The 18,128-nt window shown below is 72.9% G+C and carries 17 protein-coding genes; 10 read left to right on the forward strand and 7 right to left on the reverse strand.

What is annotated here, in order from left to right; translation table 11 throughout:
- Positions 1 to 96: 96 nt before the first annotated feature.
- Both ACI3ET_RS00575 and ACI3ET_RS00580 read left to right on the forward strand, forming a co-directional pair.
- Positions 97 to 1,599: a DHA2 family efflux MFS transporter permease subunit gene (locus ACI3ET_RS00575; protein WP_405030949.1), complete on the forward strand. Its 1,503-nt coding sequence runs from the start codon at positions 97 to 99 to the stop codon at positions 1,597 to 1,599.
- Positions 1,596 to 1,829 (forward strand): hypothetical protein, encoded by a 234-nt coding sequence (locus tag ACI3ET_RS00580; RefSeq protein WP_405030950.1) that lies wholly within the window; start codon positions 1,596 to 1,598, stop codon positions 1,827 to 1,829. Before ACI3ET_RS00575 ends, ACI3ET_RS00580 begins: the two co-directional genes overlap by 4 nt.
- 20 nt (positions 1,830 to 1,849) lie before the next feature.
- On the opposite strand, the gene ACI3ET_RS00585 is transcribed toward ACI3ET_RS00580, so the two are convergent.
- Positions 1,850 to 2,686: a L,D-transpeptidase family protein gene (locus tag ACI3ET_RS00585; RefSeq protein ID WP_405030951.1), complete on the reverse strand. Its 837-nt coding sequence runs from the start codon at positions 2,684 to 2,686 to the stop codon at positions 1,850 to 1,852.
- A 160-nt stretch (positions 2,687 to 2,846) separates the two neighbouring features.
- On the opposite strand from ACI3ET_RS00585, the gene ACI3ET_RS00590 reads away from it, so the two are divergent.
- The 3 genes from ACI3ET_RS00590 to ACI3ET_RS00600 are packed head-to-tail and all read left to right on the forward strand — an operon-like array spanning position 2,847 to position 6,679.
- Entirely contained in the window at positions 2,847 to 4,142 is a 1,296-nt protein-coding gene (locus ACI3ET_RS00590) for an ABC transporter substrate-binding protein (RefSeq protein WP_405030952.1), read from the forward strand.
- Positions 4,143 to 4,145: 3 nt separating this feature from the next.
- Positions 4,146 to 5,477, forward strand: a complete 1,332-nt coding sequence (locus ACI3ET_RS00595) for a glycoside hydrolase family 32 protein (RefSeq protein WP_405030953.1) — start codon at positions 4,146 to 4,148, stop codon at positions 5,475 to 5,477.
- Positions 5,478 to 5,521: 44 nt separating this feature from the next.
- Positions 5,522 to 6,679: a YbfB/YjiJ family MFS transporter gene (locus tag ACI3ET_RS00600; protein ID WP_405030955.1), complete on the forward strand. Its 1,158-nt coding sequence runs from the start codon at positions 5,522 to 5,524 to the stop codon at positions 6,677 to 6,679.
- Here the strand turns inward: ACI3ET_RS00600 and ACI3ET_RS00605 are convergent.
- On the reverse strand, positions 6,621 to 9,455 hold the full coding sequence (locus ACI3ET_RS00605) for an FAD-binding and (Fe-S)-binding domain-containing protein (protein WP_405030956.1): 2,835 nt from the start codon (positions 9,453 to 9,455) through the stop codon (positions 6,621 to 6,623). The two genes, ACI3ET_RS00600 and ACI3ET_RS00605, sit on opposite strands and share 59 nt — an antisense overlap.
- A gap of 48 nt (positions 9,456 to 9,503) precedes the next feature.
- Between ACI3ET_RS00605 and ACI3ET_RS00610 the strand changes: the two genes are divergently transcribed.
- Genes ACI3ET_RS00610 through ACI3ET_RS00620 form a run of 3 tightly spaced genes read left to right on the forward strand, consistent with a single transcriptional unit; the run spans position 9,504 to position 11,092 of the window.
- Positions 9,504 to 9,887 (forward strand): ArsR/SmtB family transcription factor, encoded by a 384-nt coding sequence (locus tag ACI3ET_RS00610; protein ID WP_405030957.1) that lies wholly within the window; start codon positions 9,504 to 9,506, stop codon positions 9,885 to 9,887.
- Positions 9,884 to 10,654 (forward strand): arsenite methyltransferase, encoded by a 771-nt coding sequence (arsM, locus tag ACI3ET_RS00615; RefSeq protein WP_405030958.1) that lies wholly within the window; start codon positions 9,884 to 9,886, stop codon positions 10,652 to 10,654. Before ACI3ET_RS00610 ends, arsM begins: the two co-directional genes overlap by 4 nt.
- A 57-nt stretch (positions 10,655 to 10,711) precedes the next feature.
- Positions 10,712 to 11,092, forward strand: a complete 381-nt coding sequence (locus ACI3ET_RS00620) for an ArsR/SmtB family transcription factor (protein WP_405030959.1) — start codon at positions 10,712 to 10,714, stop codon at positions 11,090 to 11,092.
- A 27-nt stretch (positions 11,093 to 11,119) separates the two neighbouring features.
- Here the strand turns inward: ACI3ET_RS00620 and ACI3ET_RS00625 are convergent, their stop codons facing one another.
- Entirely contained in the window at positions 11,120 to 11,536 is a 417-nt protein-coding gene (locus tag ACI3ET_RS00625; protein WP_405030960.1) for an arsenate reductase ArsC, read from the reverse strand.
- Positions 11,537 to 11,581: 45 nt separating this feature from the next.
- Positions 11,582 to 12,676, reverse strand: coding sequence for an ACR3 family arsenite efflux transporter (gene arsB / locus ACI3ET_RS00630; protein ID WP_405030961.1), 1,095 nt, complete (start codon positions 12,674 to 12,676; stop codon positions 11,582 to 11,584).
- Between the two features lie 92 nt (positions 12,677 to 12,768).
- Here arsB and ACI3ET_RS00635 point away from each other — a divergent pair, with 92 nt between their 5' ends.
- The gene (locus ACI3ET_RS00635; protein ID WP_405030962.1) at positions 12,769 to 13,758 is read left to right on the forward strand and encodes an NYN domain-containing protein; all 990 of its coding nucleotides are present in this window, start codon (positions 12,769 to 12,771) and stop codon (positions 13,756 to 13,758) included.
- Positions 13,759 to 13,939: 181 nt separating this feature from the next.
- Positions 13,940 to 15,487, forward strand: a complete 1,548-nt coding sequence (locus ACI3ET_RS00640; protein ID WP_405030963.1) for a DEAD/DEAH box helicase — start codon at positions 13,940 to 13,942, stop codon at positions 15,485 to 15,487.
- 119 nt (positions 15,488 to 15,606) lie between these two features.
- On the opposite strand, the gene ACI3ET_RS00645 is transcribed toward ACI3ET_RS00640, so the two are convergent.
- From ACI3ET_RS00645 to ACI3ET_RS00655, 3 genes are all read right to left on the reverse strand, one after another.
- Positions 15,607 to 16,506, reverse strand: a complete 900-nt coding sequence (locus ACI3ET_RS00645; RefSeq protein ID WP_405030964.1) for a cytochrome c biogenesis CcdA family protein — start codon at positions 16,504 to 16,506, stop codon at positions 15,607 to 15,609.
- Positions 16,503 to 17,261, reverse strand: a complete 759-nt coding sequence (locus ACI3ET_RS00650) for a DsbA family protein (RefSeq protein ID WP_405030965.1) — start codon at positions 17,259 to 17,261, stop codon at positions 16,503 to 16,505. Before ACI3ET_RS00650 ends, ACI3ET_RS00645 begins: the two co-directional genes overlap by 4 nt.
- Positions 17,262 to 17,341: 80 nt before the next feature.
- Positions 17,342 to 18,031, reverse strand: a complete 690-nt coding sequence (locus ACI3ET_RS00655) for an ArsR/SmtB family transcription factor (RefSeq protein WP_405030967.1) — start codon at positions 18,029 to 18,031, stop codon at positions 17,342 to 17,344.
- Between the last annotated feature and the right edge of the window lie 97 nt (positions 18,032 to 18,128).

Below are 18,128 nucleotides of genomic sequence, written 5' to 3' on the forward strand. Positions count from 1 at the left end.
TCCCTCGGGTATCTCGGGCACCACAGGCACGCTGGAGCGTGTCGCGCGGGGCGGCCGCACCTGCTGCGGCGACGCGCGCGGCATACAGTCCGGGGGGTGGCCGCCCCCGCCCCCGCCCTCCCCACCAACCCGTGGCCCGCCCTGTGGGCGCTCGTCATCGGCTTCTTCATGATCCTCGTCGACTCGACGATCGTGTCGGTGGCGACACCGGCGCTCATGGGAGCCTTCGGCGTCGGGGTCACCGAGGTGCTGTGGGTGACCTCGGCCTACCTGCTCGCGTATGCCGTGCCGCTCCTGATCACCGGCCGCCTCGGTGACCGGGTGGGGCCGAGGCGGGTCTACCTGGTGGGGCTGAGCGTCTTCACGCTGTCCTCCCTGTGGTGCGGGCTGTCGGGCGAGCTCGGGACCGGCATCAGCGGGCTGATCGCGGGGCGTGTGGTCCAGGGGCTCGGGGCGGCCATGATGACGCCGCAGACGATGGCGGTCATCACGCGGACCTTTCCCGCCGAGCGCCGCGGCCAGGCGATGGCGCTGTGGGGCGCGACCGCCGGGGTGGCGACACTGGTCGGTCCGCTGCTCGGCGGCGTGCTCGTCGACACGCTGGGCTGGGAGTGGATCTTCTTCGTCAACGTGCCGGTCGGCATCGTCGGTCTGGTGCTCGCCGCGCGGCTCGTGCCGAGGCTGGAGACGCACGTCCACCGCTTCGACGTGCTGGGCGTGGCGCTCAGCGCGGTGGGTCTCTTCTGCGCGGTCTTCGCGATCCAGGAGGGACAGACCTACGACTGGGGGCAGATCTGGGGGCCGGTCGGGGTGCGGGGGCTGCTCGTGACCGGGGTGCTGCTCCTCGTGGCGTTCGTCTGGTGGCAGGCCCGGAACCCGGCCGAGCCGCTCGTGCCGCTGTCCCTGTTCGCCGACCGCAACTTCTCCCTGGCGAACACCGCGATCACGACGATGGCGTTCACGGTGACGGCGATGATCTTCCCCTTCTACCTGTGGGCGCAGAGCGTGCGGGGTCTGTCGCCGTCGACCGCCGCGCTGCTGATGGCGCCGTCGTCGGTCGTCTCCTTCCTCCTCGCGCCGTTGGCGGGCCACCTCACCGACCGCGTGCACCCCCGGCTGCTCGTGGGCACCGGCACCACCCTGCTCGCGGCGTCGATCTGGATGCTGTCGTCGGCGATGACGCCGGACGCCCCCCTGTGGCGAACCGTCGTGGCGGCCACCCTGATGGGCGTCGCGAACCCCCTGGTCTGGGGGCCGCTGTCGACCACGGCCACCCGCAACCTGCCCCTGGCGCGCGCGGGGGCGGGCGCGGGTGTCTACAACACGACCCGCCAGATCGGTGCGGTGCTGGGCAGCGCCACGATCGCCGTGCTCATGGAGGCCCGGATCGCAGCGCGCGTGGGTGGCGGGGGCGGGTGGGCCGGCGCCGTCGGGACACCGGAGGGTATGCCGTCCGCCGGCGCCACGGTGCCGCCCGCGGTGGCGGAGGAGCTGTCGCAGGCGCTGGCCGAGTCGCTGTCGCTACCGGTGGTGGTGATCCTGGTCGGCGCGGTGGCGTCGCTGTTCTTCGAGCGGCCGCGGCACATGGTGAGACGATGAACACTCTGGTCATCGAGTCAGACGAGGAGAAGGACATGAGCCGTTCGTCAGACCGTTCGCAGGACCCGTCGCCGTTCGCCTGGATCTTCGGCGCCGCGCTGTCGTTCGTGGCCCTCGGGGCCGCCACCCGCGCGGTCCTGGACCGCCGCGACCGCGCGGGCACGCCGGCGGCTCGACCTGTACCGACCCGGGACAGCGACGACGAGACGCTTGCGGGCCACCCGAGCTGACACCCCGCCTCGCACCGCTGTCAGACGACGAGCACGCGTCCGCCCATGCCCAGCAGCCCCTTGGACCAGAACATGTCCATCGCCGCGACCGAGATGCGCGCGCAGCCGTGCGAGGCGGGGTAGGGCGGGATCGAGCCGGAGCCGTGGACGGCGTAGTCGCCGGAGTAGAACATCGGCCGGTACAGCTCGCCCAGCTCGCCCACCCGCCAGCCGCTGCCGTCGGTGAACCAGACCGAGAAGTCGCCGGTCGGTGTGATCGCGGAGTAGTCGGCGCCCTGGTACTCGTACGGCTCGCCGTTGCCGGTCGAGGTGTTCAGCGTCATCGACGTCGACCCGCCGCGCACCACGAGCAGCAGCTGCCGACCCAGGTGGACCTCGACGTGGTCGCCGCCGGAGACCGGCGGCACCCGGTAGCCGGTGGCCAGCGCCTCCTGCGTCGCGGGACCGGCGACTCCGTCGCGCACCAGGCCGTGAGCCTTCTGCACCGCGAAGACGGCCTGCTCGGTGAGGTGGCCGAAGCCGCCGTCGGGCGAGCCGCACCAGTAGCCGTGCTCGTCGAGCTGCTCCTGCAGCGCCCGGACACCCTCACCGGCCGAGCCCAGGCTGAAGACGGTCTGCGCCGGCGGCTCGGGCTCGGGCTCGGGCTCGGGCTCGGGCTCGGGCTCGGGCTCGGCCACCGGCTCCGGCACGACAGGCTCCGGCGGAGCCGGAGCGGCCACGACGTCGTCGTTCTCCGAGAGCCCGCCGACGAGGGTCCCCATCACGAGCCCGAGCCCACCCTTGATGAGGTCCCTGCGGTGCAGCGCCAGCTCGCTCAGCACCACCCCCGGCAGCACGTCATACCTCTGCAGCCTCATCGTTCCCCTCGCTCCCTCGCACCGTCCCGGTCGACAAGTAGACGTCAGGGGCCCCCGCGGTGCCGCCCCGGACACGCGGCCTTTGCCGAAACGTGATCTGCCGCTCACCGAATAGGGTGGTGCACGAGACCCTGTCCCGCAACGACGCCCGGAGGTGACGATGGCCCGTCCGACCCCGCCTCTGTCCCGCCGCAGCGTGCTGGCCCTCGGGGGCAGCGCGACCCTCGGCGCCCTGCTCTCCTCGTGCACCGGCGGCGCGCCCCCGGGCCTGACCCCGACGGGTGAGGCCGAGACGACCGCCGGAGGACCGCGGCCCGCCTTGGCGCACTGGTACCACCAGTACCCCGAGGAGGGTCGGCACGAGGCTGCGACCCGGTATGCCGAGGCCTACTCCGCCGCCGACGTCACCGTCTCCTGGCGCCCGGGTGACTACGCCCGCACCACGGCCGAGGCGCTCCTGACGCCGGCCGGCCCGGACGTCTTCGAGTACGCCAACGGCCCGACCATCGACATGATCCGCGGCGAGCAGGTCGTCGACCTCACCGACGTCTTCGGCCGCGAGCTGTCCGACTTCCCTCCCGCGCTGGTGGAGCGGGTGACCTGGGACGGCAGGATCTACGCGGTGCCGCAGGTGGTCTCCACGCAGCTGCTCGTCTACCGCAGGAGCATGCTCGATCAGGCCGGGATCGCTCCCCCTCAGCAGATGGAGCAGCTGCTCGAGTCCTCCCGGGCGCTGACCCGCGACGACGTCAAGGGTCTGTTCCTCGGCGCCGACGGCGGGGCCGGCCGGATGGGCGGGCCGATGCTGTGGGCCGGTGGCTTCGACTTCCTGGACGACGAGTCGGTCGGCTTCGACAACGCCGGCGCGGCCGAGTCGCTGGCGGTCCTGCGCACCCTGTGGACCGACGAGGTGCTCCTGCTCGACGCCTCCGACGACTGGACCGACCCCACGCCGCTGACGGCAGGTCGGGTGGCGATGCAGTGGACCGAGCTGTCCGCCTTCCCCCGCATCCGCGAACGGCTCGGCGACGACTTCGGCGCTGTGCCGTGGCCCTCGATGCCGGGCGGGGCGCCCTCCGTGCCCGTCACCGCCTACGCCGCCAGCGTGTCCGCGCTCGCGCGCGACATCGACGCGGCACGGGAGTACGTCCGCTGGCTGTGGGTCGACTCCCCCGACCACCAGCTCGACTTCGCCACCTCCCACGGCCTGGGCATCCCGGCGCGGATCAGCGTGGCCGCCGACGCCGAGGCCCTGGCCTCCGGCCCGGAGCAGGACGCCGCGACCTACGTCGCCGAGCACGGCCGGTCGCTGACCCCCCTGCTGTGGACCGACGCCTGCGCGAGCGCGTGGGGCGAGATGATGACCCGTATCGTGCACGACGGCTCCGACCCCCAGGAGGAGCTCGACGCGCTGGTGCCGGTCGTCGAGGCCGAGCTCGACCGGGTCACGGCCTGACCCGTGCCCGAGACGCACCACCTGCGACCGCGCGCGCACTTCACGACGGCGAGCACCTGGCTCAACGATCCGAACGGGCTCGTGCTCGTCGACGGCACCTACCACCTGTTCTTCCAGACCAACCCCGACGGCGCCGTCTGGGGCACCATGTCGTGGGGGCACGCGACGTCGCAGGACCTCATCACCTGGGTCGAGCAGCCGGTCGCGCTGCGGCACAACGGGTCCGAGGCCATCTACTCCGGCAGCGTCGTCGTCGACCACGACAACACCTCCGGCTTCGGCGAGCCGTCGGACGACGCGCCGACGCTGGTGGCGGTCTACACGAGCCACTACGAGCCGCACGCACCGCGCGGCGGCACCGAGGCGCAGTCGCTGGCCTGGAGCCGGGACGGCGGCACCACCTGGACGACCTACCCCGACAACCCGGTGCTGGACCGCGGCTCCTCGGACTTCCGCGACCCCAAGGTCTTCTGGCACCGGCCGACGGCCTCCTGGGTGATGGTGGCGGTCGAGGCTCTCGAGCGGCAGGTGGTCGTCTACCGCTCCTGGGACCTGCGGACGTGGGAGCACGCCTCGACGTTCGGCCCGGCCGGCAGCACCGAGGGCGTGTGGGAGTGCCCGGACCTCTTCGAGGTGCCGGTGGCCGGGACGGACGGGACGGCCTGGGTGCTCGTCGCCAGCGTCGGCGCCGGCGGTCCTGCCGGCGGGTCGGGGACGCAGTGGTGGGTGGGGTCCTTCGACGGTGTCACGTTCGCGCCCGCCGGGGCGGGGCCACCCCCCGTGCGCTGGCTGGACCACGGGCCGGACCACTACGCGGCCGTCTCCTTCGACAACACCCCGGGGCGTCGCCTGATGGTCGGCTGGGCGGGCAACTGGGCCTATGCCACCGACGTCCCGACCTCCCCGTGGGTGGGCGTCATGTCGCTGGCCCGCGAGGTCGACCTCGTCCGGACCTCCGAGGGGCCCGCGCTGCGGCAGCGACCGGTCCTGCCTGCCCACGCCGACGTGGCACGGCATACCCGCGCGGTACCGGCCGAGGGCGTGGCCACGCTCACCCTCACCACCGACGAGGGGCGCGACCCGCTCGTGGTCACGGTCGACGCGGCCGCCGGCGTCCTCGTGCTCGACCGGAGCCGGTGCGGGGACCAGCTCGGCGGACCGTTCTCGGGGGTGGCGACGGCACCGCTGGTGGCCCAGGCGCCGGCCGGTCCGACCGTCGACGTGCTGGTCGTCGTCGACGGCTGCGTCGTGGAGGTCTACGCCCAGGGCGGCCTCGTCACCCTCACCGCGCAGGTCTTCCCGTCGGCGATGCTGACGACCGCGACCTGGACCTGAGCGGCGGGCGGGGACCGGGCGCCGCGGCCCCCTACGATCGACCCGTGCCGACCCCGCCGACGACCGCTCGAACCGCCGGGGCGGCGCACCCGGTGCTCGTCGCCCTGGCGGCCGCGTGCGGGCTGGCGGCGGCGATGGGGCTCGGACGCTTCGTCTACACCCCGCTGCTGCCGGTGATGATCGAGCAGTCGACGCTGACCCCGGAGGTCGGTGCCTGGCTGGCGACCGTGAACTACACGGGCTACCTCCTCGGAGCCGCCCTCCTCATGTGGCGCCACGACCTCGCCGTCCCCCTGCTCAACCGAGGAGCACTGGTCGCCCTCGTGCTCAGCGAGCTGGCGATGGTGGCCGGCGAGTCCGTCGCCCTGTGGGGCGCGGCACGGCTGGTGGCGGGGGTGGCGAGCGCGTTCGTCTTCGTCTTCTGCGCGCGGACCATCGCGGGTGCGGTGCCCGCCGGGCTGGGGTATGCCGGCGTGGGGCTGGGCATCTTCCTCTCCGGCGCCCTGACCCTCCTGCTCGAGCCTGTGCTCGGGTGGCGGGAGCTGTGGCTCGTCGCGGCCGCGCTCACCGCCGTGCTGGCCCTGGCCTCCTGGTGGCTCCGCCCGGACCATGCCGTGCCGTCGGTGCCGCACTCGCGCTCCGGCTGGACCCGGGACGGCGTCCTGCTCGCGGTGGCCTACTCCCTCGAGGGGATGGGCTACATCATCGTCGGGACCTTCCTCGTCGCCCTGGTGCGCGACACCCTCGGGGTGGTGTGGGCCGGACCGGCCGCCTGGTCGGTCGTCGGCCTCTCGGCCGCGTCCGGTGCCGTCGCCGTCTCCTGGGCGCGCCGGCACTGGTCGCTGCGGGCGCTCATGGTCGGCGCCCTCCTGCTGCAGGCGCTCTCGGCACTGCTGCCCGTCATCCTGCCCGGACTCGTCACCACGATCGTGTCCGGGGTGCTCTTCGGCGCCACCTTCCTGGGGCTGGTCCTCACCGCGATGACGTGGGGCGCGCGGCTCGGGCTGCCGAGCGCCGCCGCCACGCTGACGGTGGTCTACGGGCTCGGGCAGATCGTCGGTCCGATCGTCGTCGCCCCCACGCTCGACCGGGGCTACGAGGCGGCGTTCGTCGTCGCGACGGTCGTGCTCGTGGTGGCGGCGGTCACGGTCGGGTGGCGTGCTCCAGCAGCTCGAGGACGTGCTGGTAGGGCTGCCCGGTAGCCCTCGTCAGGCCGATCTCGCAGGTGCGGTTGGACGAGACGTAGGCGTCGTAGCGTCGTTCGGCGACCTCTGCGGCTTCCGGCGCCGTGGCCGAGGCGGTGAGCTCGGGGTGCAGCAGCCCGCGGTCTCCGGCGAAGCCGCAGCAGCCCCACGCGATGGGCACCGTCACGTCGTCGGTGACGTGGCGCGCGACCTGCTCCAGCGCAGGGTTGGAGCCCAGGTGCTGGCCCGAGCAGGTCGGGTGCACCACGACGGAGGCCACCGGCCGGGTGACGGCCAGCCGGTCCAGCAGGGTGTCCGCGACCCACTGGACGGCGTCGACGACCCGCAGCTCCCGGTGCTCCGGCGAACCGGCGATCATCTGCATCAGGCCCTCCGCGCACGAGGACGCCTCGCACACCACCGGCAGCCGCCCGTGCTCGGTCGCCTCCCACAGCGCGGGCAGCACCCGCTGCGCCATCGCGCGGTAGCCCGCCGCCCGACCCTTGGACTTCCACGGCGTGCCGCAGCACAGCCCGCCGATGCCCGGCGGCGTGCGCAGGACCACCCCTGCCCGCTCCGCCAGCTCACGCACCGCGCGGTCCGCCCCGACTCCTCCGGCGTCCCGCTCCGGACCGAACATCGTGCCGACGCAGGGGGCGAAGTGCACGGCCACCGCGCCGTCGGCCCCGGCACCCTCGGCACCTTCCCCGCCGGCCGCGGACCGTCGTCGTCGGCCTCCGGCCGGCAGGCGCCGGTCGTAGGCCGGCACCGCGTCGTGGTCCGCCACCGTCCGCGCGACCCCGGTCACCGCCTCGGGCAGCGCACCCGGCAGCACGCGGGCGACGGTCAGCGCCGCGCCCGCCAGGGTCGAGCCGGCACCCCATACCCGTGCGGCCGTCCCCCACACGGCCTCCCCGACCGGCCCCGACGCCTCCTTCCGCAGGCGGCGCGTGAGGTCGCCGGTGTTGATCTGCACCGGACAGACGGTGAGGCACATGCCGTCGACGGCGCAGGTGTCGGTGCCGTCGTACTCGTACTGCTCGGTGAGCTCCTCCGCCAGTCCCGTGTCGCCGCGCAGCTGCGCGGCCCGGATCTCGCGGCGCGTGGCGATCCGCTGGCGCGGCGTGGTGGTGAGGGCGCGCGAGGGGCAGACCGGCTCGCAGAAGCCGCACTCGACGCAGCGGTCGACCTCGTCCTCCACCTCGGGCGCGGTCTTGAGGTGCTGGAGGTATGACGTGGGGTCGTCGGAGAGCACCGAGCCCGGGTTGAGCAACCCGCGGGGGTCGAGGAGCTCCTTGGTCTCGCACATCACCGCGTAGAGCTCGTCGCCGTACTGCCGTCGCACGAAGGGAGCCATGATCCGGCCCGTGCCGTGCTCGGCCTTGAGCGATCCGCCCTGGCCCAGCACGAGGTCGACCATGTCGTCGGTGAACTCCTCGTAGCGGCGCATGGACGCGGGGTCGTCGAACTGCTCGTTGAGCATGAAGTGGACGTTGCCGTCGCGCGCGTGCCCGAAGATCACCGTCTCCGGGTAGTCGTGCCGCTCGAAGAGCTCGGTGAGCGAGCGGATCGTCTCCCCCAGGCGGTCGACGGTGACCACGACGTCCTCGAGGAGCGCGTTGGTCCCCTGCGGCCGAGCCCCCGCGACCGCGCTGTAGAGCCCCTTGCGCACCCGCCACAGACCGGCTCGCTCGGCAGCCACGCGGGTCAGCCGGTAGGGCGAGCTCACCGGCAGGTCCGCGAGGTCGGCACCCACGCGCTCGACCGTGGCGTCCAGCTCGCCGGCGTCGTCGGTCTGCCACTCGACGAGGATCGCGGCGTGGTCGACCACGTCGAGGTCCCGGATGACCGCCGGGCAGGTCGGGTCCTGCGCGGAGACGCGCAACGACGCGGCGTCCAGCAGCTCGGCCGTGGCCGCCCCGGCGGCGACGAGCTGCGGGACGCTGGCGGTGGCGCGCAGGACGTCGTCGAAGACCAACAGGCCGGACGCGATGTGGGGTCGCACCGGCACGGTCCGAAAGGTCGCCGAGGCGATGAAGCCCAGGGTGCCCTCGCTGCCGATCATGAGGTGCTCGAGGATCTTGACCGGGCTGTCGTGGTCGAGGTAGGAGTTGACGCCGTAGCCCATCGTGTTCTTCAGGGCGAACAGCCGGCGGATCGTCGCCACCGACGCGGCGTCGCCCCGGACCCGGTCGCGCAGCCGGAGCAGGCCCTCGTGGATCTCGGGGGCGACCGTGCGCAGGTACTCGTCCGCGTCGCGGTCGCCGGTGTCGAGCAGGGTGCCGTTGGGCAGCACGACGACCATCGAGTCGAGGGTGGCGTAGGTGTTGTGCTCGGTGCCGCACTGCATGCCCGAGGAGTTGTTGGCGACCACCCCGCCGATCGTGCAGGCCGCCTCGCTGGCGGGGTCGGGACCGAGACGGCGCCCATGACGTGCCAGGTGGGCGTTGACGCGAGCCACGGTCACCCCGGGGTCGACCCGCACCCGCGCGCCGTCGTCGAGGACCTCGACGCCGGAGAAGTGGCGGCGCACGTCCACGAGCACGGTGTCGCTGATGGCCTGTCCCGACAGGCTCGTCCCGCCGGCCCGGAAGGTCAGCGGGATCCCGGCCCGGTCGCAGGCCGCCATCACCGTCGACACCTGGCTGCTGCTGGTGGGACGGACCACGAGCCGGGGCACCAGCAGGTAGTGCGAGGCGTCGTGGGCCAGCGCGTGCCGGTCGATCGCCCGCGTGGAGACCTGGCCAGGCCCGAGGGCCACCGCCAGCTGGGCGGTCAGCTGTTCGATCGACATGAGGAGACTCTAGCCAGATTCCCGTTCATCGACTATCGTCGATCTTCGATGAACGAGAACGAGATCTTGCCCCGGGAGACCGCCGAGGAGTACGCGGGGTGGTTCCGCACGCTCTCCGACCCGACGCGCGTGCAGATGCTGGCGTGGCTGGCCCGCCAGGAGGCACCCGTGCCGGTCCGGGCCGTGGTCGACGCCTTCCCGCTGTCGCAGTCGACGGTCAGCCACCACCTCGCCTCGCTCGCCCGCACCTGCTTCGTACTGGTGCAACGGCGTGGCACGAGCACCTACTACGTGGTCAACCCGACCTGCCTCAGCGCCCTGCCCGGCGCCGCCGACCAGATCATGGCCGGCGCCTCCGGGATCTGCTGCTCCCCCACCCGCACCCTGGCCGCACCCGTCAGCGTCCCGCACCTAGCACAGGAGAGACCATGACCGACATCCGCGAGACCGTCCGCGAGCGCTACGCCGCCGCAGCCAGGGCGGCCACCGCACCTGCCGACGGCACGTCCGCGTCGTGCTGCTCCAGCACCACCTTCGTCGAGCTGAGCCAGGACGCGAGTGGGCACACCGTCTTCGGCCGCGAGCTCTACGGCGAGGACACCGAGGGCGTCGGCGCCGCCCTGCAGGCCTCGCTCGGCTGCGGCGTGCCCACCGCCGTCGCCGACCTGCAGCCCGGCGACGTCGTCCTCGACCTCGGGTCCGGCGCCGGCGGGGACGTCCTGATCTCCGCCCGACGCGTGGCGCCCGGTGGCCGTGCCATCGGCCTGGACATGACCACCGAGATGGTCGAGCTGGCCCGCCACAACGCCGAGACCGCCGGGGTCGACAACGTCGAGTTCCTCCTGGGCTACCTCGAGGAGGTGCCGCTCCCCGACGACAGCGTCGACGTCGTCATCTCCAACTGCGTCATCAACCTGGCGGCCGACAAGTCCCTCGTCCTCGCCGAGGCGGCACGGGTCCTGCGGCCCGGTGGCCGGTTCGCGGTCTCGGACGTCATCGCCGACGAGGACATGGACGACGCGACCCGCGCCGACCTCGCGCAGTGGACCGGCTGCATCGCCGGGGCGCTCACCGAGACGCAGTTCCGGCGGTCGCTGACCGACGCGGGCTTCACCGACGTGGAGATCACCCCCACCCACGAGGTCCACCCGCACGCGCGGGCCGCCGTCGTGCGCGCCACCCTGCGCGACGCGGGCTGACCACATCCTCGACGTGGATACATGGACCGTCGTCGATATGAGGCGTATCCTGGGGCGGTGACCAACCTCGCCACCCCCCACACCCACGCGGTGGAGGACGTCTGCTGCCCCGGCGCGGACTGCGAGCTCCTCCCCCGCGAGCAGGCCGACGAGCTGGCGGACGTCTTCAAGGCGCTGGCCGACCCGACGCGGGTGCGGCTGCTGCAGTACCTCGCGGAGTCGCAGTCGGGCACCGCCTGCGCCTGCCACCTGCCCACGGCGCTGGGGGTCAGCCAGCCCACCCTGTCCTTCCACATGCGCAAGCTGCACGACGCCGGGCTGGTCACGCGCGAGAAGCGCGGCCGGTGGGTCCACTACTCGATCCGCCCGGAGTCGCTGGCGAGGGTGCGCGGCTTCCTCGCGCTGCCGGCCCACCGCAGCGGCGACCTCTGCTGCTGACCGGTAGGACCTCTGGGCTGCGCCGCGTCAGCGCGTCGCGACCGGCACGCCCAGGGACTCGATCAGCGCGGTGACGCGCCCCTTGATCTCGTCGCGGATCGGGCGCACACCGTCGAGGCCCCGGCCCGCCGGGTCCTCCAGCTCCCAGTCCTCGTAGCGCTTGCCCGGGTAGATCGGGCAGGTGTCGCCGCACCCCATCGTGATGACGACGTCCGAGGCCCGCACGGCCCCGTCGGTCAGCACCTTGGGCTGCTCTGCGGTGATGTCGATGCCCTCCTCGGCCATCGCCGCGACCGCCCAGGGGTTGACCTGGTCGGCGGGCGCGGAGCCGGCGGACAGGACCTCGACCTGCCCCTGGGCGAGGTGCTGCAGGTAGCCCGCGGCCATCTGCGAGCGGCCGGCGTTGTGGACGCAGACGAAGAGCACCGTCGGCTTGTCGGTCATGGGGAGAGCCTTTCAGGGGAGAGGGGGGTATGCCGTGAGCTCGGGTCAGGTGGCGACGGGCGCCTGGTGCGGGAAACGGCTGCGCAGGGCGAGCGAGACGTAGACCAGGCCCACGAGCACGGGGACCTCGATGAGCGGGCCGACGACCCCGGCCAGCGCCTGGCCGGAGGTGACGCCGAAGGTGGCGATGGCCACCGCGATGGCGAGCTCGAAGTTGTTGCCCGCCGCGGTGAACGCGAGCGTGGTCGTGCGCTCGTACGTCATGCCCAGGCCCTTGCCCGTCAGGTAGCCCGTGCCCCACATGACGGCGAAGTAGACCAGCAGCGGGACCGCGATGCGGACGACGTCCAGCGGGTTGGAAGTGATCTGCTCGCCCTGGAGCGCGAAGAGGAGCACGATCGTGAACAGCAGCCCGTAGAGCGCCCAGGGGCCGACGCGGGGCAGGAACCGCTCCTCGTACCAGGTGCGGCCCATGGCCCGCTCCCCCCAGATCCGGGAGAGCCAGCCGGCGAGCAGCGGGATGCCCAGGAAGATGAGGACCGACGTGGCGATCTGCCAGGGCGAGACGTCGAGTGCTGCCTGGTCCAGGCCGAGCCAGCCGGGGAGCACCGAGAGGTAGAACCAGCCGAGGCCGGCGAAGGCGATGACCTGGAAGATCGAGTTGAGCGCGACCAGGACCGCCGCAGCCTCCCGGTCGCCGCAGGCGAGGTCGTTCCAGATGATGACCATCGCGATGCAGCGGGCGAGGCCCACGATGATGAGGCCGGTGCGGTACTCCGGCAGGTCTGCCAGGAAGATCCACGCCAGCGCGAACATCAGCGCGGGCCCGATCACCCAGTTGAGCAGGAGCGAGCTGATCAGGAGCGGGCGGTCGGCGACGACGGTGTCCAGTCGGTCGTAGCGGACCTTGGCCAGGACGGGGTACATCATGACGAGCAGGCCGAGCGCGATGGGCAGCGAGACGCCGTCGATCTCGACGGCCCCGAGCGCCGCTCCGAGGCGGGGGACGAGACGGCCGAGGAGCAGACCGGCGACCATGGCCACGCCGATCCACAGCGGGAGATACTTGTCGGTGGTGGACAGGTGGACCGGCGGACGACCCGTCGCGGTCGGGGGTGCCGCGGGCGCGCCCTGGCTCATCGTGATCCTATCTATAGACGAACGTCGATATACCACATCGTCCCGCACAGGATCGACGACTGTCAATGTGGGTGGCCGGGTAGGGTGCGGGGGTGGACACCACCTCTAGCGGCTCGACCCGGATCGCCGTGCTCATCGACTGCGACAACGTCTCCGCCAGGCACATCGGGGCGGTGCTGGAGGAGCTCGCGAGCTACGGCGTCCCGACGGTCAAGCGGGCCTACGGCGACTGGACGACCACCCAGCTGACCAGCTGGAAGCCCGAGCTGCTGCGCAACGCGATCCAGCCCGTGCAGCAGTTCTCCAACACCGTCGGCAAGAACTCGACCGACTCGGCGCTGATCATCGACGCCATGGACCTGCTGTGGCAGAGCAACGTCGAGGCCTTCGCCATCGTCTCCTCCGACTCCGACTTCACCCGGCTCGCGACGCGGCTGCGGGAGTCGGGCAAGCGGGTCTTCGGTCTCGGCCACCGCAAGACGCCGGAGAGCCTGCGGCGTGCCGTCGACCAGTTCATCTTCCTGGAGGTGCTGCAGGAGCAGGACCGCCAGGACAGCGAGCAGGCGGCGGCCGCGGCGACGTCCGACGCCGGTGGTGAGCGGGCCGTGTCGGGCACCCGGAGCGGCGACCCGGCCGACGACGCACCCACCATCAACCTGCAGAGCGCTCTGACCAAGGCGATCAACGCCACGTCCGGCGACGACGGCTGGAGCACGCTCAGCCAGGTCGGTCAGCACCTGAGCCGGGCCCACCCCGACTTCGACCCGCGCGACTTCGGCCACCAGAAGCTCAGCACGCTCATCGACGAGCAGACCTACCTGGACACCCGCACCGAGGGCAGCCACCGGCAGCTGCGGCTGCGCCAGAAGCGGACCGCCAAGCAGGCGGCCACGACCCCGCCTGTCACGAAGGCCGCTGCCAGGAAGACGGCTGCCCCGAGGACAGCGGCCCCGAAGGCCGCCGCCGCCGAGACGGTCGCCACCGCCGCTCCTGACCAGCAGCCCGCGACGCAGCCGCCCACGACCCAGCTGCCCGCCAAGAAGCGGACCCGCCGTGCGACCACGGCGGCCACCTCGACCTGACGCCGGGCGGCCGACGTGCTGGTGTGGGGCGAGACGCCCGCGCGCTGATAGACTGGCGGCAGCATCCCGCTCCGTCTCGCCTCGGGATGCACGATCACAGCCGTTCTGGCTGACAGGTCGCGCCGCCCCCTCCGGGCCTGCGCGCCGGGTGAGACGCCTCGAACCGTCTCGAAAGACTTCCGTGACTTCTGCTCGCTTCGCCGACCTCGGCGTGCCCTCCTCCCTCATCTCCGTCCTGGACGAGCGCGGCATCACCGTGCCCACGCCGATCCAGGCCGCGACCCTTCCCGACTCGATGGCCGGGCGCGACGTGCTCGGCCGCGGCCGCACCGGGTCGGGCAAGACCTACGCCTTCCTCCTGCCGACCGTGACCCGACTCATGGCCGACCGCGCCGCCTCGACCCGACGTGGACGTTCGCCGCGCGCGCTCGTCCTCGCCCCCACCCGTGAGCTGGCCCGCCAGATCGCGGAGGCGCTCGCGCCCCTGGCGGCTGCCGGTGGTCTGAGCACCGTGACGATCTTCGGCGGTGTCGGGCAGAACCCGCAGGTGCGGGCCCTCCAGGGCGGCATCGACGTCCTCATCGCCACGCCGGGACGCCTCGAGGACCTCATCGGGCAGGGGCACGCCGACCTGTCCCGCATCGAGGTCAGCGTCCTCGACGAGGCCGACCACATGGCCGACCTCGGCTTCCTGCCCGCCGTCAAGCGCCTGCTCGACCGGACGCCGCGCGAGGGCCAGCGCATGCTGTTCTCGGCGACCCTGGACGCGGGCGTGGACGTGCTCGCCAAGCGCTACCTCACCCGGCCGGTCACCCACCACGCCGACTCCGAGCAGTCCCCCGTGTCGACGATGAGCCACCACGTGCTGCACATCGACGGGGCCGACCGCCTGCCGGTCCTCACCGACCTCGCCTCGGCACCTGGCCGCACGATGATGTTCACGCGGACCAAGCACGGCGCCAAGAAGCTGGCCAAGCAGCTCAACGGCGCCGGTGTGCCGGCGGTCGAGCTGCACGGCAACCTCAGCCAGAACGCCCGCGTCCGCAACCTCGACGCGTTCATGAGCGGGAAGGCCAGCACCATGGTCGCCACCGACATCGCCGCCCGGGGCATCCACGTCGACGACGTGGCGCTCGTCGTCCACGCCGACCCGCCGGTCGAGCACAAGGCCTACCTGCACCGCTCCGGGCGCACCGCCCGCGCCGGAGCCGAGGGCACCGTCATCACGATCATGACCGACGACCAGGTGCGCGACGTCCGCGCCCTGACCAAGGCGGCCGGCATCAAGCCGCAGACCACCCGTGCCCACGTCGGGCACCCCGTGCTCACCGACCTCGCACCGGGCGAGCGCACCCTCTCCGGCGGCCTCGTGCCGGCCGGCGAGGGCGCGGCCCAGGGCGGCGGCGGTCGTGGCAACGGCGGCGGTCGTGGCGGCAACGGTGGCGGCGGTCGTGGCCGCTCCACCGGTGGTGGCGCTCGCGGCAGCAGCGCTGCCGGCGGCGGGGGTCGCTCGGGCCAGGGAGCCGGCCACCGTGGGCAGCAGAGCCAGGGCTCCGGCAGCAGCGCGGGTCAGGGTGGCGCACGTCGCAGCACCGGCGGCGGTCGTCCGTCCACCGGTGCCGGGGGACGCACCTCCACCGGCTCCGGCGGTCGCGGGCGCTCCGGCGCCAGCCGCGGCTCCGGCTCGGTGGTCGCGTTCTCGTCGTCCTCGCAGTCCGGGCGCCGCTGAGAGAACGACCCGAGCGGGTCTCCCACTACGGTTGAACGGCGACCCTGGCGCACAGCGCCAGGGTCGCCGTTCCGCGTTCCCGCCCGTCGGGGCGGTGCCCGGCCGGCCACCGGTCGCCCTCAGGTCGAGAACGTGTCCTCGCGGTCGTCGACGACCGGGGCGTCCTCCCGGTCGCGCCGGGACCGACGCCAGGCCACCAGTCCTGCGACCACGGCGACGGTCGCCGGGACCAGCCACATGGGCACCCCGGCCGTGACCTGGGCGACCCAGCGCTGAGCCTCGAACTCGAGGTCCGTGGTGTCACCCGCACCGAGGACACCGGTCAGGCCTGCTGTGCCGTCGAAGCGCAGGAAGAGGATGCCGATGAGCACGAAGAGCACGCCGGAGACCAACGACGTGGAGTGCACGGTCACGGGGCCCAGCGTCAGCATCCTGCCGCGCAGCCAGGGCTTGCGGCCCAGGTCGAACCGGTCCCAGAGCGCGGCCAGCACGAACAGCGGCGCCGCCATGCCGAGGGCGTAGACGGCCAGCAGGAGAGCGCCCTGCCAGGGCGAGTCCTGCGTCGCCGCCATCGTGAGGATCGCCCCGAGGACGGGTCCGGAGCAGAACCCGGCGAGCCCGTAGACGGCCCCGAGCGCGACGGTGGAGAGCAAGGACGCGCCCCCCGTGCCGGAGCCCCGCGACTGCCGGCTGGTCCACGCCTGGAGCTGGCGGCTGAACGGCATGGCGAAGGATCGGCCGAGGACCTGCACGACGCCCAGGCCGATGATGGACCATCCGGCGATCGTGATCAGCAGTCCGCGGTGGCCGTAGAAGAGGGTGGACGCGGCGGCGGCGCCCGTCCCCAGGGGGACGAGGGTCAGCAGCAGTCCGCCGTAGAAGGCCGCGGTCCGCAGGAGCAGGGCGGAGCGGCTCGCGAACGCATAGGCGAAGAACGACGGCAGCAGCAACGCGCTGCACGGGGAGAGGAGTGCGAGCACGCCTGCCGCAAAGGCCGCGAGCAGGCTGACCTCGATCACGGTGCCTCGTCCGCGGCCTGCTCGACCGCCTGGAGGAACACCTCGGTCGGCTGCGCCCCGATGATCGGGCGCCCGTTCACCAGGAAGGCCGGCGTCCCGGTCACGCCGATCGCCTGGCCCTCGGCGAAGTCCGCCTCGACCGCTTCCCGGGCGGCTCCGTCGGAGAGGTCCTCGACGAACTGCTCGGTGTCGAGGCCGACCGTCTCGGCGATGCCGACCAGGTGGTCCTCGGTCAGCCTGCCGCTGTTCGGCGGCTGCTGGTCGGCGAACATGGCGTCGTGGAAGGCCCAGAACTCACCCTGAGCCGCCGCGGCACGGCCGGCCAGGGCCGCCGTCATGGACTCAGGACCGAGGTAGGGGAAGTCGCGCCACTCGATGCGCAGCGTGCCGTCGTCCACGTACTCCTGCAGCGCCGGGGCGGTGTCGCGGGCGAACTTGCCGCAGAACGGGCACTGGAACTCCGAGTAGTTGACGATGACGACCGGTGCGTCGACGTCGCCGACCGCCAGGCCGTCCTGGGGGTCCCGTCGCACGACCGCCAGGAGCGGGTCCTCCTGCGCGGAGGGGTCCTGGACCGTGGCGCTACCGGCCTCGGCGCGTCCGGCCGTTGCCGCCGTGCCGCCCTCGTCGGCGGGTGCGCCGCGCGTGAGGCCGAGGGTGATGAGCATGACGCCGGTGATCAGAGCGGCGACGACCGCCACGACGACGGGGACGGTGACTCTCCTGCGGGGGGCGGTGCTGGTGGTCCGGGGCATGGTTCTCCTGGGGGGACGGTCGTTCTCGGGGGTGGACGGTCGTTCGCGGGGGTGGACGGTCGGGCGGACCGGCGTCGGGGTCAGGCGCCGGTCTCGACGTGGAGTCCGTTCACGCGCCACTCCAGGAGCCCGTCCTCGAGGCGGCGCGCTGTGCGGCCCTGCGCCTGGAGAAGGCGAACGGCGTCGTGGGCCATCACGCAGTACGCGCCACGGCAGTAGGCGACGATCTCGACGTCGTCGCCCAGGTCCTGCAGGGGGAGGTCCTCGGCCAGCTGGTCGAACGGCACCGAGCGCGCCCCGGGGATGTGGCCTGCGGCGTACTCAGCGACCGGCCGCACGTCGAGCAGGACCACCGTCCGCGCGTCCAGGGCCTCCAGCAGGTCTTCGCGGGAGATCTCGACCACGTCGGCGTCGGCGTCCCCGTGCCGGCCAAGTCCGAAGTAGGAGCCGAGGGCACGGTCGACGTCCGCGGAGTGCGCGCGGGCCACGGTCCGCATCGAGGCGTAGAGCGCCGCCACGTCCTCGCCGGCCAGCGAGTAGAAGATCCGCGTGCCCTCGCGCCGCGTGCTCACGAGGTTCGAGAGCTTGAGGACCTGCAGGTGCGCGGATGCGGTGCTCACCCCCAGACCCGCCTCCCGCGCGAGCGCCTCCACCGTCCGCTCGCCCTGGCTCATGAGGTCGATGAGCTCCAGCCGCTTCGCGCTCCCGAAGGCCTTGCCCACGACCGCGAGCTGGTCGAACACGACGCTCTTCGCCTGTCGACTGTCCATTCGCTGCTCCTCCAATGATCTTTTGAATACCGTACATGGGGAGCCTGCTGCAGCCAAAGCAGCGCTTGGAAGATCATCGGCGCGGACCGGGCCCCCA

The sequence above is a fragment of the Ornithinimicrobium jinqii genome (genome assembly GCF_045032595.1).
Taxonomy (GTDB): Bacteria; Actinomycetota; Actinomycetes; order Actinomycetales; family Dermatophilaceae; genus Ornithinicoccus.

Bases quoted from the DNA above. Each gene is read 5' to 3' on its own strand.
- ACI3ET_RS00625 (WP_405030960.1), bottom strand. From the start codon at position 11,536: ATGACCGACAAGCCGACGGTGCTCTTCGTCTGCGTCCACAACGCCGGC.
- ACI3ET_RS00580 (WP_405030950.1), top strand. From the start codon at position 1,596: ATGAACACTCTGGTCATCGAGTCAGACGAGGAGAAGGACATGAGCCGT.
- arsM (WP_405030958.1), top strand. From the start codon at position 9,884: ATGACCGACATCCGCGAGACCGTCCGCGAGCGCTACGCCGCCGCAGCC.
- ACI3ET_RS00610 (WP_405030957.1), top strand. From the start codon at position 9,504: ATGAACGAGAACGAGATCTTGCCCCGGGAGACCGCCGAGGAGTACGCG.
- ACI3ET_RS00590 (WP_405030952.1), top strand. From the start codon at position 2,847: ATGGCCCGTCCGACCCCGCCTCTGTCCCGCCGCAGCGTGCTGGCCCTC.
- ACI3ET_RS00585 (WP_405030951.1), bottom strand. From the start codon at position 2,686: ATGAGGCTGCAGAGGTATGACGTGCTGCCGGGGGTGGTGCTGAGCGAG.
- ACI3ET_RS00605 (WP_405030956.1), bottom strand. From the start codon at position 9,455: ATGTCGATCGAACAGCTGACCGCCCAGCTGGCGGTGGCCCTCGGGCCT.
- arsB (WP_405030961.1), bottom strand. From the start codon at position 12,676: ATGAGCCAGGGCGCGCCCGCGGCACCCCCGACCGCGACGGGTCGTCCG.
- ACI3ET_RS00650 (WP_405030965.1), bottom strand. From the start codon at position 17,261: ATGCCCCGGACCACCAGCACCGCCCCCCGCAGGAGAGTCACCGTCCCC.
- ACI3ET_RS00655 (WP_405030967.1), bottom strand. From the start codon at position 18,031: ATGGACAGTCGACAGGCGAAGAGCGTCGTGTTCGACCAGCTCGCGGTC.